This window comes from Pseudomonas sp. RC10-4-2 (genome assembly GCF_050433085.1).
In the GTDB taxonomy this organism is placed as follows: Bacteria; Pseudomonadota; Gammaproteobacteria; order Pseudomonadales; family Pseudomonadaceae; genus Pseudomonas; species Pseudomonas aeruginosa.
In genome coordinates this window covers 380,965-394,467 of record NZ_JBNPXX010000003.1, presented here as the reverse complement: position 1 = coordinate 394,467, position 13,503 = coordinate 380,965, and the positions used below count along the sequence as shown (strand labels likewise).

Annotated in this window: 13 protein-coding genes; 5 read left to right on the top strand and 8 right to left on the bottom strand. The window is 67.7% G+C overall.

Annotated elements, in window-relative coordinates; translation table 11 throughout:
- Positions 1–57: 57 nt before the first annotated feature.
- Both FHW81_RS17275 and FHW81_RS17270 read left to right on the top strand, forming a co-directional pair.
- The gene (locus FHW81_RS17275; RefSeq protein WP_034072040.1) at positions 58–1,653 is read left to right on the top strand and encodes an EAL domain-containing protein; all 1,596 of its coding nucleotides are present in this window, start codon (positions 58–60) and stop codon (positions 1,651–1,653) included.
- Positions 1,654–1,777: 124 nt separating this feature from the next.
- Entirely contained in the window at positions 1,778–2,662 is an 885-nt protein-coding gene (locus FHW81_RS17270) for a DUF1911 domain-containing protein (protein WP_003113693.1), read from the top strand.
- Between the two features lie 15 nt (positions 2,663–2,677).
- Here FHW81_RS17270 and FHW81_RS17265 read toward each other — a convergent pair whose 3' ends face one another.
- The 8 genes from FHW81_RS17265 to FHW81_RS17230 form a co-directional block, all read right to left on the bottom strand.
- A complete protein-coding gene (locus FHW81_RS17265; RefSeq protein ID WP_003113694.1) occupies positions 2,678–3,355 on the bottom strand; it encodes an amino acid ABC transporter permease in 678 nt (225 codons plus the stop codon).
- A 1-nt stretch (position 3,356) separates the two neighbouring features.
- Positions 3,357–4,073: an amino acid ABC transporter permease gene (locus FHW81_RS17260; RefSeq protein ID WP_003089046.1), complete on the bottom strand. Its 717-nt coding sequence runs from the start codon at positions 4,071–4,073 to the stop codon at positions 3,357–3,359.
- 80 nt (positions 4,074–4,153) lie between these two features.
- Positions 4,154–4,960 carry an ABC transporter substrate-binding protein gene (locus FHW81_RS17255; protein WP_003089047.1) on the bottom strand — a complete coding sequence of 269 codons (807 nt, stop codon included), beginning with the start codon at positions 4,958–4,960 and terminating at the stop codon, positions 4,154–4,156.
- A gap of 298 nt (positions 4,961–5,258) precedes the next feature.
- Positions 5,259–5,735: a hypothetical protein gene (locus FHW81_RS17250; protein WP_003089049.1), complete on the bottom strand. Its 477-nt coding sequence runs from the start codon at positions 5,733–5,735 to the stop codon at positions 5,259–5,261.
- Between the two features lie 81 nt (positions 5,736–5,816).
- The gene (locus tag FHW81_RS17245; protein ID WP_003089050.1) at positions 5,817–6,764 is read right to left on the bottom strand and encodes a LysR family transcriptional regulator; all 948 of its coding nucleotides are present in this window, start codon (positions 6,762–6,764) and stop codon (positions 5,817–5,819) included.
- A gap of 67 nt (positions 6,765–6,831) precedes the next feature.
- A complete protein-coding gene (locus FHW81_RS17240; protein WP_012614192.1) occupies positions 6,832–8,352 on the bottom strand; it encodes a tripartite tricarboxylate transporter permease in 1,521 nt (506 codons plus the stop codon).
- Positions 8,349–8,879 carry a tripartite tricarboxylate transporter TctB family protein gene (locus FHW81_RS17235; protein ID WP_004349699.1) on the bottom strand — a complete coding sequence of 177 codons (531 nt, stop codon included), beginning with the start codon at positions 8,877–8,879 and terminating at the stop codon, positions 8,349–8,351. Before FHW81_RS17235 ends, FHW81_RS17240 begins: the two co-directional genes overlap by 4 nt.
- Positions 8,880–8,906: 27 nt before the next feature.
- A complete protein-coding gene (locus FHW81_RS17230; RefSeq protein WP_003089055.1) occupies positions 8,907–9,920 on the bottom strand; it encodes a Bug family tripartite tricarboxylate transporter substrate binding protein in 1,014 nt (337 codons plus the stop codon).
- Between the two features lie 266 nt (positions 9,921–10,186).
- On the opposite strand from FHW81_RS17230, the gene FHW81_RS17225 reads away from it, so the two are divergent.
- The 3 genes from FHW81_RS17225 to FHW81_RS17215 are packed head-to-tail and all read left to right on the top strand — an operon-like array spanning position 10,187 to position 13,474.
- A complete protein-coding gene (locus FHW81_RS17225; RefSeq protein WP_003111001.1) occupies positions 10,187–11,512 on the top strand; it encodes an MFS transporter in 1,326 nt (441 codons plus the stop codon).
- Positions 11,505–12,464, top strand: coding sequence for an amidohydrolase family protein (locus FHW81_RS17220; RefSeq protein ID WP_003113699.1), 960 nt, complete (start codon positions 11,505–11,507; stop codon positions 12,462–12,464). The genes FHW81_RS17225 and FHW81_RS17220 overlap by 8 nt, the downstream gene beginning before the upstream one ends.
- Positions 12,461–13,474 (top strand): 4-hydroxythreonine-4-phosphate dehydrogenase PdxA, encoded by a 1,014-nt coding sequence (locus tag FHW81_RS17215; protein ID WP_003123450.1) that lies wholly within the window; start codon positions 12,461–12,463, stop codon positions 13,472–13,474. Before FHW81_RS17220 ends, FHW81_RS17215 begins: the two co-directional genes overlap by 4 nt.
- Positions 13,475–13,503 lie beyond the last annotated feature (29 nt).

Genomic DNA, 13,503 nt, shown 5'->3' with positions numbered 1-13,503 from the left:
GTGAAGCTGTTCGGCAATCTGGCGTGCTTTCCATGGATTCATTAGGCGGAAGAAGGTATGTCCGAGCGTGGAACGGCTGCAGAAGGCCGGATCAACTGGCGACGCATCCTGCCGATACTGCTCACCACCACCCTGGTGGGCGGTGTCTGTGGGATCTTCGTCATCAACGAACTGGATCGCCAGCACGACGGCGCGCACCTGCGCTCGTACACCGAGAGGGCGCTGGAGCGGGCACTGGAGATTTCCTCCGCGGCGGACCAGATGCTCCGCGAGATGAACGCCGGCAGCGCGCCGGCCTGCAGCGACCGGGATCTGGAAATGCTGCGTTCCATCGTGCTCGAGTCGCGCTTCATGAGCGACGTTGGCAGGATCAGCGGCGACCGGGTCATGTGCACGGGCGTCCGGGGCCGGCTGAGCGCGCCCTGGGGATTGTCCGCGCCCGACCGGGTAGATGCCGCCGGCACCCGCTTCTGGACGGAGGGCATGCCCCTGCCGTTGCAGGCGCTGCCCACCGGGCTGGTCAGTCGCGGCAACGCCGTCGTATTCATTGCCCCGCACGCCTATTTCGATGTCGACCACCCGGACCCGGGCATCTCGGCGGCGGCCGTCAGCAGTGGCGGCGACTACATCTACCACCGTTTCGCCTGGGACGACGACCAGCCCCTCGAGGCGCTCGGCCGGCCCGGCTGGCCGCGCTTCATCGGCGCCCGGCAGATAAGCCTGTGCGACCCGACGCAGGACATCTGCGTGGTCTCCCTTCTCCGCGAACGCGGCCTGCTTGGCACCGAGCCCGGACGCGCGGCCATGGCCGCGGCGATCGGCGGCGGGCTGTTGTTCGGCGTCATGCTGCTGCTCAGCTACCTGTTCGGCTTCCTCAACGACGAAAAACTGCCGGCCAGGCTGCTGCGCGCGTTGAAGCGCGAGGCCCTGGAGGTGCACTACCAGCCCATCGTGCGCCTGGCCAGCGGCCGCTGCGCCGGGGTCGAGGCCCTGGCGCGCTGGACCGATAGCAGCCTGGGGCGGGTTTCCCCGGATGTCTTCATCGGCGCCCTGGAGGAGAGCGGCGACATCGAACTGCTGACCCGTTTCGTCTTCCGCCGCGCCCTGAAGCAGCTCGGGCCGTTGCTGAGGGAACAGCGGAGCTTCTACGTCAGCGTCAACGTCACCGGCAAGGACATCGCCGACCCCGGTTTCATCGATTTCGCCATGCGCCAGATGGCCAGGGAAAGCGTGCGCCCGGAACAGGTCGCGCTGGAACTGACCGAGCGCACCACCGAGGCCCAGGGCTGCCTGCTGGCCGGGATGAACCGCCTGCGCGAACTCGGCCTGAAGATCTACGTGGACGATTTCGGCACCGGTCATTCGAACCTGGTCTACCTGGCCAACCTGCCGGTAGACGCGATCAAGATCGACAAGGTCTTCACTCAGTCCATCGGCGACAGCAGCGCCGTCGAACTGATCTTCGACAAGCTCTGCTCGATGGCCGAGCACCTGGAGATCGGCGTGGTCGTCGAAGGGATCGAGACACAGGCCCAGGCCGACCACGTGCTGCGCCGCTCGCCCGAGGCCCTCGGCCAGGGCTGGCATTTCGGCAAGGCACTGCCGCTGGAGGCCTTCCTCGACTACTACCGGAACCAGCCGGCGGGCCGCTAGAACGGACCTTCCGCGGGGCACCACGCTGCGCTAGCATCGGCCGTCCATACCGGATGCGGCCTGGACGGCCGCACTCCGGATCGCACGGAACGGCCGGAAACGGCCGCGATCACCACAGGCCGCCATGCACGCATTCCCCCTCACCCTGGACAACCGACTCGCCGAAGCCCTGCCGCTATGGCGCAACCTGGCCCGCACCGACCGGGCGCCGCGAAGGAACATCGACCTCGCCGACTGGAAAGCCGACTGGCGCGAACTGATCGCCGCGCTCGACAGGTTTTCCCGGAGCCACGGCTATCGCCAGCCGTTCGCCGCGCAAGGGCACGCAGCCCTGGAAAACGCCTGGGCCTGGGGCCAGGCCGCGGAAAACGCCAGTACGCTGCTGCTCAAGGCCATCGACCGGGGCCTGGCCGGCGCCGAACTGCGCTCCATCTACCTGGAGACCGCCGCGCTGTGGCTGGACTACAGCCGGCTGCTCGGCGCCGCCCGCGACAGCCTGCGCGAGCAGGGCGAGGTCGACTTCGAGACGGCGCCGGCCCTGGCGCCGCGCACAGGCCAGTATCCGTTCGCGCTGCAACTGCTCGCCATGGGCGTGCTGCTCGATGCCCAGGAGCTCATCCCGGCGCTGGTCGAGGAGGTCCTGCAGTTCGATACCGACCGCCTGCTCGACTATCTCGGCGCGGCCGCCCTCGGCCTGACTTCCGCCAGCGAGGAAACCTTCCATCCAAGGCCGTTCGGGCAGTTGCGGGCGTTCTTCGAAGAGGCGGACGGCAGCGACGCCCAGGCGCTGGCGCCTTACCTGCAAAGCCAGTACCGGGAGTTCTTCCAGCTTTCCCCCAAGGCGCAGAAGAAGACCCGCCGCCTGACCGGCCCCTACGCCTGGGGCTGGTGGGCCATGGAGGTGTCGGCGCTGGGCGTGCTCTACGGCTGGGACGATGGCGTCCTGCGCGCCTCGCCGCATTACCTCGGCGACCTGGTCGACTACGCGCGGGCGCGCGGCGACGCCTGAGCCACCGGCCGCCGCTCAGGCCCGCCGGCGGCGGGCGAGGAACGCGGCGGCCAGGTCGAGGCTGGTGCAGAGCAGGAAGTAGAGCAGGGCGACGAACAGGAAGATCTCCGTCGGGTGGACCATCACCCGGTTGCTCACCTGGGTGGCGACGAAGGACAGCTCGCCGACGCCGATCACGTAGGCCAGGGAAGTGTCCTTGATCAGCGACACCCACTGGTTGAGGAAGGATGGCAGCATCACCGGCAGCGCCTGCGGCAGGATCACCAGGCGCAATACCTGCCACGGCCGCAGTCCGAGCGCGCGGGCGGCCGCCCACTGCCCGGCGGGGAGGCTGTGGATGCCGGCGTACACCGAGTGGGCGAGGTAGGCGCCGCCGATCAGCGACAGCGCGCAGACCACGGTGGCCAGCGCCGGTACGTCGACATGGAAGACGATCGGCAGCAGGAAGTAGGTCCAGAAGATCAGCATCAGCACCGGGATCGCGCGGAAGAAGCCGAGCAGCGCCACCAGCAGCAGGCGCGGCTTGCCGGGCAGCACCGCGAGGGCCACGCCGAGGACCAGGCCGAGCACCGCCGAAGCCAGTCCGGAGAGCGACGCCAGCAGCAGGGTCAGCGCCGCTCCGCCGAGCGGGCCGTCCGGGTAGGCGCCGAGCAGCAGGTAGGACAGGTTGTCCGAGATGACCGAGAAATCCATCTCAGGCACCTCCCTGGCGGTAGCGGCGGGTCTGCTGCAACGCCTGGCCGAAAGCTTCGATCAGGGCGATGGCGCCGATGTAGAGAAGGGTGGCGATACCGAAGGCCTGGAAGGTCTTGAAGGTCTCGGTTTCCACCTGGCGCGAAGCGTAGGACAGCTCGGCCAGGCCGATGGCCATCGCCAGCGAGGAGTTCTTCAGCGCATTCATGTACTGCCCGAGCAGCGGCGGCAGAGCCGTGCGCAGGGCCTGCGGCAGCACCACCACGCGCCATACCTGGCGCTGGGTCAGCCCCAGGGCGAGGCCGGCGGCGCGCTGCTCGGGGCGTACCGAGGCGATGCCGGCGCGGAACTCCTCGGCGACGAAAGCCGAGGTATAGAGGGTCAGCCCCCAGGCACCGGCGAGGAACTCGAAGGACGGCCAGTCGAGCAAGGGCGTCTCGTGCGGCGTGTTCAGCCAGCTCACCAGCGCCTCCGGCAGCAGCGCGGGAACGCCGAAGTACCAGAAGAACAGCTGCACCAGCAGCGGGGTATTGCGGAACAGCGCCAGGTAGGCGCGCGCCGGCCAGGACAGCAGGCGCCGGCGCGACAGCCGGGCGATGGCCAGGGGGGCGCCGATCAGGGTGGCGAGCAGGCAACTGAGCAGGGCAAGACCGAGGGTCAGCAGGAAGCCGTCGAGCAACCAGCGCAGGTACTGCGGGGCGAGAAGTTCGCCGAACATGTGCGGGATTCCGTCGGGTAGAACGAAAAACGCGCCTCAGCGAAGTGAGGCGCGCGGGTCGTGCGGGCGAAGCGGGCCGCTCAGCTCTTGTCGCCGATCTTGTACAGGCGCGCCAGCGGGGTCTTGGTCTGCGGACCGAACCAGGTGTCGTAGATCTTCTGCGCCTGGCCGTCCTGCTCCAGCTCGCGCAGGCTCTTGTCGACGAACTCGGTCAGGGCCTTCTCGCCCTTGGGAATACCGACGCCGATCAGGTCGTTGGAAATGGTGAAGGGCGGCACTTCGTACTTGTCGCGGTCGGGCACGTTGGCCAGCAGGCCGATCAGCTTCGGACCGTCCTGGGTGATGGCCTGGACCTGGCCGTTGCGCAGGGCGGTGAAAGCGAAGGGCGTGTCGTCGTAGGCGATGACCTTGGCGCCGGGGAACTTCTCGCGCAGCACGCCTTCGTTGACCGTGCCCTTGTCCACGCCGACCCGCCACTTGTTGAGGACTTCCGGCGAGGTCAGGGTGCCTTTCTTGACGATGAACTGCTGTCCGGAGGAGAAGTAGGGGATGCTGAAGTCCACCTGCTGCGCACGCTCCGGGGTGATGGTGAAGTTGGCCAGGACCAGGTCGACCTTGTTCGCCGTCAGCAGCGGGATGCGGTTGGCCGGGTTGGTCGGCAGCACTTGCAGCCGGACGCCCAGCTTGTCGGCCAGGGCCTTGGCATAGTCGACGTCGAGGCCTTCGATCTGCTTGCTCTTGGCGTCGACGAAACCGAACGGCGGGTTGCTGTCGAAGGACGCGACGCGCAATACGCCGGCCTTGCGGATGTCCTCCAGGCGGTCGGCCTGGGCCAGGCCGGAGATCAGGGCGAGGGCGAGGGCGGTGATGGCGGGGAGTTTCTTCATGAAAGTTCCAGCTCCTTGTCGGCCGCGATCGACGATCAGGGCCTTGCAATGTGGGGCGGACATTCCGGATGGGAATGCCGCCATGTCGGCGCGGGGGTATCCCGTGGCGAGGGGAGTTTGGCAGGGGCCAAGGGTCGGGAGAAAAGAATGAATCGATCTATCTTATTTCCAGACGAAATAAGAGGTATGAAAACAAGGATTCAAGGAAATAAAAAACGATAGCGTAACGCCATGATCCGCAGGGCTTCCGCGTTGGGGGTTCGTCGTCGAGAAGGAAGGCCGGGGCCCGGCGGCCCCGTCAGCGGCTGTCCCGGCAGTCGATCACGCTGGCGTTGGTGATGATGTCCCGGCTGTCGGTGTACAGGGTGATGCTGCAGAAATAGTCGAGGATGGTCTCGTTCTCGTAGTAGCCGGTCTTGCGATAGACCGCCTCGCTACTCACCGGCGCCATGCCGGCGACCCCCTGGCCACCGACGCCGACCCAGGTCTCGCGCTGGCCGACGTACTCGGTGCCGGTCTGTATGAAGACCTTGTCCGGCCCCATGTGGGTCCGCACGCGGTTCCAGGCGTAGAAGCCGCCGCTACCGTAGGACGAAGGGCCGAGGCCCTGGTCGGGCTTGCCGAACAGTTCGAAGGCCTTGCCGGCGGGCTGGCCGATGAGCTTCTGCGCGGCGACCTTGACCTCGTTGTCGCGATTCCCCGACTGACCGAGGGAGGCGCAGGCGCTGAGACCGAGGACGAGCAGGGCGAGACCGAAGGGCTTGATCGAGGGCATGGCATTCACTCCGTTGAAATGCCGCAGGATGTTAGAGGTCCAGCCGGCTCGCGGCTATTAGCTCATTTGTGCTAGTGCCGCTCACTTCGCCAGGTGCCGCGCCTGTTCGGCATGTACGCTGGCCATGAAGGTCTGCATGGCCGAGGAGTGGACCCGGTTGCGTCGGGTGATCAGGCCGTAGGGCGGCAGGCGCGGCTCCAGCTGGATCGGCAGGATCGCCAGCAGGTGCTTGCCCGGGTAGTCCTCGATCACCGAGCGTGGAGTGATGCCGATCATGTCGGTCTGTTGCAGCAGGGAGAGCAGGGTCATGATCGAGGTGGTCTCGACGATACTGCTCGGCAGGTCGATGCGCGCATTGTGGAAGGCCTGGTTGACGATCCCGCGCATCGGGCTGGGGTGCTGCTGCAACACCCAGGTCAGCTCCTGCAACTCGCCCCAGTCCAGCTTGCGTGCCTGCGACAACGGGTTCTGCGCGCCGACCACCACGCAGAGTTCTTCCTCGCCGAGGCTGTCGAACACCAGGTCGTCGGTGCGCGCGCCGCTGGGGATGCGTCCGAGCACCACGTCCAGTTGGTCCTGTTGCAGGGCCTGGACCAGCACGTCGCTGGTGTCCACCTGGATGCTCATCGACAGCCGTGGATGACTCTGCTTCAGGGTGGCGATGGTGCGCGTCAGCAGGCTCGAGGCCAGCGCCGGGATCGCTCCGACGGTGACCCGGCCGAGGTTGCCGGACTCCAGCGCGACCAGTTCCTCGCGCATCCCGGACAGCTCGGCGAAGATCATCCGCGAGTAATAGATCAGCGTCTCGCCGAAAGGCGTCGCGCGCATGCCGCGCGGCAAACGCTCGAACAACTCGACGCCGAGCAGGTCTTCGGCCTCGTGGAGCATCTTGGTCGCCGCCGGCTGGGTCATGCCGATCTCGTCGGCGGCGCGGCGCAGCGAGCCGAGTTCCTCCAGGGCCAGCATCAGGCGCAACTGGCGCAGGCGCAGGCGGCTGTGGATGATGCTGGCGTCGGGAATCCGGGACATGGCGTATCTCGCTGGCGGCGGGGAGACCCAGGGTGACAAGAAATCCACCCCGCCGCCAGACGCAGGCTCAGGCGGCATGCCGGAGACTCCGCCGGCCACGCCGGAACAGCGCCCCGGCGCACCGCGCCAGCAACGGCCAGAGCAGCATCGCCAGCGCCGCGCCGGTCAGGCCGGCCACCAGCGGGTTGGACCAGAACACCGAGAGTTGCCCGTCGGAGAACAGCATCGACTGGCGGAACGCGTCCTCGGCCTTGTCGCCGAGCACCGCGGCGAGCACCAGCGGGGCGATGGGGTAGCCGAGTTTCTTGAACAGGTAGCCGAGCGCGCCGAACAGCAGCATCAGGACCACGTCGAGCATGGCGTTGTGCACCGAGTAGGCGCCGATGGCGCAGACCATGACGATGATCGGTGCGACGATGGCGAACGGAATCCGCAGGATCGAGGCGAACAGCGGCACGGTCGCCAGTACCACGATCAGGCTGACCACGTTGCCCAGGTACATGCTGGCGATCAGGCCCCAGACGAAGTCGTGCTGTTCGACGAACAGCGTCGGCCCGGGATGCAGCCCCCAGATCATCAGGCCACCGAGCATCACCGCGGCGGTCGCCGAGCCGGGGATGCCGAGCGTCAGCATCGGCAGCAGGGCGCTGGTGCCGGCGCTATGGTCGGCTGTCTCCGGAGCGATCACGCCTTCCACCTCGCCCTTGCCGAAGTTCTCGCGGTTCTTCGAGAAGCGCCGCGCCAGGCTGTAGCTCATGAACGAGGCGGCGGTGGGGCCGCCCGGAGTGACGCCCATCCAGCAGCCGACCAGCGCGCTGCGCAGCCAGGTCAGCCAGTAGCGCGGCAGCCTGGCCCAGGTACGCAGGATCACCATCGGCGTGATGCGTGCGCGCTCGCCGCGAAACACCAGGCCTTCCTCCACCGTGCAGAGGATCTCGCCGATGCCGAACAGGCCGATCACCGCCACCTCGAAACTCAGCCCGGAAAGCAGCCAGGGCTGGTCGAAGGTCAGGCGCAGGTCGCCGGACACGGTATCCATGCCCACGGCGGCCATGGCGAAGCCGATGGTCATTGCCACCAGGGTCTTCAATGGCGGGTTGCGGCTCATGCCGATGAAGGTGCAGAACGCCAGCAGGTAGACGGCGAAGAACTCGGGCGAGCTGAACGCCAGGGCGAAGCGAGCGATATGGGTGGACAGGAAGGTCAGCAGCAGCACGCCGACCAGCGCCCCGAGGAGCGCCGAGGTGAAGGCGGCGGTCAGCGCTTCGCCGGCCTGGCCGTTGCGCGCCATCGGGTAGCCGTCGAAGGTGGTGGCCACCGACGACGGCTCGCCGGGGATGTTGAACAGGATCGAGGTGATCGAGCCGCCGAACAACGCGCCCCAATACATGCAGGAAAGCAGGATGATCGCCGACACCGGCGACATGCTGAAGGTCAGCGGCAGCAGCAGCGCCACCCCGTTCGGCGCACCGAGGCCCGGCAGCACGCCGACCAGGATGCCGAGCAGCACGCCGATCACCATCAGGCCGAGGTGATGGGCGCTGAGGACCAGGCTCATGCCCTGCATCAGGGAATCGAATTCGCTCATGGCCTGGCGCTCCCGACGAAGGCCGCGAGGTCGGCCAGTATTCCGGCATCCAGCGGCACCTTGAACCAGACGGCGAAGACCAGGTAGCTGGCCAGCGCCGCGCCGCAGGACAGCGTGACGATCAGCGGCACGCCGTAGGGTTTGTCGCGGCTACGGTCGCGCCACATGAACCAGGCGATGAACAACGCGGAGGCGAGGTAGATCCCGGCGAACGGCATGGCCGCCACGTAGGCGGCGATCGGCAGGAACACCGCAAGCACCCGGCGAAAGGCCGTGCGGGCGACGAACGAGGTACCCAGCGCCCGCCAGCGGCACAGGGCCAAGAGCAGGTTGCCGAGGCTGGCGGCGCTCAGCAGCAGGCCGATGTAGAAGGGGAAATAGCCGGCCTCGGGGCCGCTGTCGCCCCAGCCGATGCCGATATCCTGGCTGCCGTACATGACGATCGCGCCGAGCGCGGCGGTGAACAGCGCCAGGCCGATCTCCACCCAGCGGGTGGCGACCAGCGGCGCATCGGATGAGCTGGACATGTTCGTCTCCTGGTCGCGCTACGCGGGTTACTGGCGAAGCCAGCCGGCTTCCTGGAACAGCGGGATGACGCGCTGGCGGTCCTTCTCGATGTAGCTCACCAGGTCTTCGCCAGCGAGGAAGGTCGGCGCCAGCGCCGAGCGTTCGACATAGTCCCTGAACTCGGCGGTCTGGCTGACCTTGCGCATCAACTCGACGTAGAAGGCGCGCTGCTCGTCGCTGACTCCGCCGGGCAGGAACACGGTGCGCGGGAAGCGGTACTGGTCGATGCCCAGGCCCTGCTCGTGGCAGGTGGGGATGTCCGCCCAGGACTGCTCGGCAGCGACCTTGGCGGTGTAGATCATGCGCTCGTGGCTGAACACGCAGAGCGGCCGGACCTGGCCGCCGCGCCACTGGCTGAGGCTTTCCGCCGGGTTGTTGAGGTTGGCGGCGATGTGCCTGCCGGCCAACTGGATGGACGCCTCGCTGCCGCTCTTGAAGGGGATGTAGGTCAGCTTGCCGCCGACCTGCTTGCCGAGCAGCAGGCTTAGAGTCTGGTCGACGTCCTTCGACTGGCTGCCGCCGAAGCGCATGCCTGTCGCGTCCTTCTTCAGATCGGCGAGGAACGCCGCGGCGTCCGCCCACGGCGCCGCCTGGTAGGTCCAAAGGATGAAGTCGTCCTCGGCCACCGCCGCCACCGGCGTCAGGTCGGTCCATTGGTAGCCCAGCCGGGCCACCAGCGGCAGCAGGTAGACATTGTTGGTGCCGATCACCAGCTTGTGCGCGTTGCCCTTGGCCAGCTTCAGGTCGAGGAAGGCTTCGGCGCCGTTGCCGCCGCCCTTGTTCAGCACCACGGTGTTGACGTCGAGCAGCTTGTTCTGGCTGATCGCCGACTGGACCAGGCGGGCGAGTTGGTCGGTGCCGCCACCGGGACCGCCGGCGACGACGATCTCCAGGTTCTCTTCGGGTTTCCAGGCAGCCGCCAGGGCGGGCAGGGCGGTGCAGCAGAGCAGGGCGCAAGCGGCCAGGAAGGAGGGGACGGAGCGCGCATATGCGGTACGCATGGAGGACCTCTGGTTGTCATTGTTGTTATGGGTAGAGCGGAGTGTGCGAAGCGCACCGATAAGCGTCCACTCAAAATAAGGCATACACCGATAGCCTGGGGTTATGAGTGGAAGCGGATGTCGGATACCTGGAGCGATAACCGTAGGAAATGGCCGTATGAGCAGCTTTGATTAGACGGTTATCGATGGAAAGCCGGATAGTGGGCGTGCCGGACCTGCCAACCCAGTTCCGCAGCACAAGAACAACAATAAAAGAGGTACGACCCATGGCTCAGGCACAGACCGCCGTGCTCCAGGCTGATCCTGCCCAGGACAAGGCCACTGCCGCAAAACCCAGCAACGTCCGCTGGCGCATCTTCGCCATCGTCTTCGCCCTGACGGTGATCAACCTGGTCGACCGGGTCTCGCTGTCCATCGCCATGCCCACCATCGCCGGTGAATTCCAGCTCACGCCGAGCATGCAGGGGCTGATCCTCAGCAGCTTCTTCTGGGCCTACGCGCTGTTGCAGATTCCCGGCGGCTGGCTGATCGACCGCTACGGCCCGCGCCGGGTGATCGGCTGGTCCACCGGCCTCTGGGGAGCCTTCCAGACCCTCGCGGCCTTCGCCAGCGGCGGCCTGTCGCTGATGTTCGCCCGGGTCGCCCTGGGCGCGGCGGAAGCGCCGCTGTTCCCCTCCGGCGGCAAGCTCAACTCGCTGTGGCTGGGCTCCAGCGAACGCAGCCGCGGCGCCGTGCTGATGGACTGCGGAGGGCCGCTGGGCGTCGCTCTCGGCGGACTGGTCATCGCCTACCTGATCGCCGTGCTCGGCTCCTGGCGCAGCGCCTTCTTCATCGCCGGCATCGCCACCCTGGCCATGGCCTGGCTGGCCTGGCACTACCTGCGCGACGACCCGGCCGAGCATCCCGGGGTCAACGCCGCCGAGCTGGACCGGATCAACGCCGACCGCACCACCCCGCTCGCCGAAGCGGACTGCCAGGCCGGCGGAAGACTGGGCATCGCCGGCCGCTCCCTGGTCGGTATCGTCCTCGGCCGCGCCAGTTGGGCCATGGTGTTCTTCGGCCTGCTGACCTGGGGTCCTAGCTACCTGGCGCAGGCGCGCGGCTTCGATATCAAGGGTATCGGCGCCGCGACCTTCGTCATCTTCCTCTGCGGCGCCGTCGGTTCCCTGGTCGGCGGCTTCCTCTGCGACCTGCTGATCCGCAAGGGCGTGCGCCGCGGCCTGGCGGCCAAGGGCCTGCTGACGGTCTCGGGCCTCGCGGCGCTGGTCGCCTTCCTGCTGTTGCCGAGCCTGGAAGATGCCTATGCCGCCGTGACCCTGCTGGCGCTGACCGCCTTCTTCCTGATGTGGGGCAGCCTGTACTGGAGCTTTCCGGCCTTGCTCGCCGCTCCGGCCCGGGTCGGCCTGGTCGGCGGGGTGATGAACATGGCCGGCAGCCTCGGCGGCATCGCCGTGCCGATCCTGGTCGGGCTGCTGCTGCAACACCTGGGCGGATATGCCGCGGTGCTGGGCTTCTTCGCCCTCTGCTCGGCAGCCTTCATCGCCGGCACCCTGCTGATTTCCCTGGACAAGACCGAGGCAAAGCATGGCTGAGCTGTACGACGGGCCGATCGTCGACGCCCATCATCATTTCTGGGACCCGCAGGCGAACTACCACCCCTGGCTCGCGGAGGACGCCAAGATTCCGTTCCGCTACGGCGACTACAGCGCGATCAAGCGCCGCTACCTGCCGGCGGACTACTTCGGCGACGTCGGCGCACACCGGGTGGTCGAGACGGTCTACGTGGAAACCGAGTGGGACCCGCGCGATCCGCTCGGCGAAACACGCTTCGTGCATCACCTCGCCGAACGCCATGGCGCGCCCCACGCAGTGGTGGCGCAGGCCTGGCTGGACGCGCCGGACGCCGCCGAGGTGCTGGCGGCGCAGGCGGGCTTCGCACGGGTCCGCAGCGTCCGCCACAAGCCCGGCGGTCCGCAACGCCCGCAACAGGTCGGCGAGCTGCGCAGCCTGATGAGCGACGAGCGCTGGCGTCGCGGCTATGCCGAGCTGGCCCGGCACGGCCTGCACTTCGACCTGCAGACACCCTGGTGGAACCTCGCCGAGGCCGCATGCCTGGCGCGCGACTTCCCCGATACGCTGATCGTGCTCAACCACGCCGGCCTGCCGTCCGATCGCAGCGAGGAGGGGCTGGCCGCCTGGCAACGGGCCATGGCGCGCTTCGCCGAATGCCCCAACGTGGCGTTGAAGATCTCCGGCATCGGCCAGGCCGGCCGGCGCTGGAGCGTCGAGGACAACGCCTGGATCGTCCGCGAAAGCATCGCCCTGTTCGGCGTCGAGCGGGCGATGTTCGCCAGCAACTTCCCGGTGGACAGCCTGTGCGGCTCGTTCGACGACATCTATGGCGGTTTCAAACGCATCGTCGCCGACCTGCCGTACGCCGACCAGGAACGGCTTTTCCATAGCAACGCGCGGCGCATCTACCGCACCGTACCCGACACCGTGCGCCTGCAGCAGGCGTCGCCCGACCCGAGGACTTCCCCATGAACGCTCCATCCCTACCGCGACTGGCCATGGTCCTGGGCGATCCGGCCGGCATCGGCCCGGAACTGATCGCCCGCCTGCTGGCCGACACCGAGGTGCGCGAGAAGGCGCACATCGTGCTGATCGCCGACGAAGCGGAAATGCGCCGCGGCATGCGCATCGCCGGCTGCGAATTCCCCTACCGGCGCATCGACGCGCTGGAGACCCTGGATTTCGCCGACGCCACGCCACTGCTGCATCCCTGGCTCAGCCAGGGCGGGGACGAGTTCCCACGCAGCGAAGCGAGCGCCGTCGGTGGCCGCTACAGCCTGGAAACCCTCGCGCTGGCCCTCGAACTGACCCGCAGCGGCAGGACCGACGCGATCCTCTTCGGCCCGCTGAACAAGACCTCGCTGCACATGGCCGGCATGGACCACAGCGACGAGTTGCACTGGTTCGCCGAGCGCCTGGGGTTCGGCGGCCCGTTCTGCGAGTTCAACGTCCTCGACGACCTCTGGACCTCGCGGGTGACCTCCCACGTAGCCCTGGCCGAGGTGCCGGGCCTGCTCAGCCAGGAGCGGGTAGGGGAGGCGATCCGCCTGATCGACGACGCGCTGCGCCGCAGCGGCCTGGCGCGGCCGCGCATCGGCGTCTGCGGACTGAACCCGCACAACGGCGACAACGGCAGCTTCGGCCGCGAGGAGCTGGACATCATCGCTCCGGCGGTGCAGAAGGCGCGCGAACAGGGGATCGCCGCCGACGGCCCGTATCCCGCCGACACCATTTTCCTCAAGGTGCAGGGCGACGCCCGTGCCTTCGACGCGGTGGTGACCATGTACCACGACCAGGGGCAGATCGCGATCAAGCTGATGGGCTTCTCCCGCGGCGTGACCGTCCAGGGCGGCCTGCCGATCCCCATCGCTACGCCGGCCCACGGTACCGCCTTCGATATCGCCGGGCAGGGAAGGGCCGACGTCGGCGCCACCCGCCAGGCGTTCGAGATCGCCTGCCGGATGGGCAGGCGCAAAGCCTGATCGCCTGCATGCGACGCGACAACCAGAGC

Excerpts from the sequence above, each read along its gene's own strand:
- FHW81_RS17230 (WP_003089055.1), bottom strand. The coding sequence starts at position 9,920 with ATGCGTACCGCATATGCGCGCTCCGTCCCCTCCTTCCTGGCCGCTTGC.
- FHW81_RS17245 (WP_003089050.1), bottom strand. The coding sequence starts at position 6,764 with ATGTCCCGGATTCCCGACGCCAGCATCATCCACAGCCGCCTGCGCCTG.
- FHW81_RS17220 (WP_003113699.1), top strand. The coding sequence starts at position 11,505 with ATGGCTGAGCTGTACGACGGGCCGATCGTCGACGCCCATCATCATTTC.
- FHW81_RS17225 (WP_003111001.1), top strand. The coding sequence starts at position 10,187 with ATGGCTCAGGCACAGACCGCCGTGCTCCAGGCTGATCCTGCCCAGGAC.
- FHW81_RS17260 (WP_003089046.1), bottom strand. The coding sequence starts at position 4,073 with ATGTTCGGCGAACTTCTCGCCCCGCAGTACCTGCGCTGGTTGCTCGAC.
- FHW81_RS17270 (WP_003113693.1), top strand. The coding sequence starts at position 1,778 with ATGCACGCATTCCCCCTCACCCTGGACAACCGACTCGCCGAAGCCCTG.
- FHW81_RS17215 (WP_003123450.1), top strand. The coding sequence starts at position 12,461 with ATGAACGCTCCATCCCTACCGCGACTGGCCATGGTCCTGGGCGATCCG.
- FHW81_RS17275 (WP_034072040.1), top strand. The coding sequence starts at position 58 with ATGTCCGAGCGTGGAACGGCTGCAGAAGGCCGGATCAACTGGCGACGC.
- FHW81_RS17235 (WP_004349699.1), bottom strand. The coding sequence starts at position 8,879 with ATGTCCAGCTCATCCGATGCGCCGCTGGTCGCCACCCGCTGGGTGGAG.
- FHW81_RS17240 (WP_012614192.1), bottom strand. The coding sequence starts at position 8,352 with ATGAGCGAATTCGATTCCCTGATGCAGGGCATGAGCCTGGTCCTCAGC.
- FHW81_RS17250 (WP_003089049.1), bottom strand. The coding sequence starts at position 5,735 with ATGCCCTCGATCAAGCCCTTCGGTCTCGCCCTGCTCGTCCTCGGTCTC.
- FHW81_RS17265 (WP_003113694.1), bottom strand. The coding sequence starts at position 3,355 with ATGGATTTCTCGGTCATCTCGGACAACCTGTCCTACCTGCTGCTCGGC.
- FHW81_RS17255 (WP_003089047.1), bottom strand. The coding sequence starts at position 4,960 with ATGAAGAAACTCCCCGCCATCACCGCCCTCGCCCTCGCCCTGATCTCC.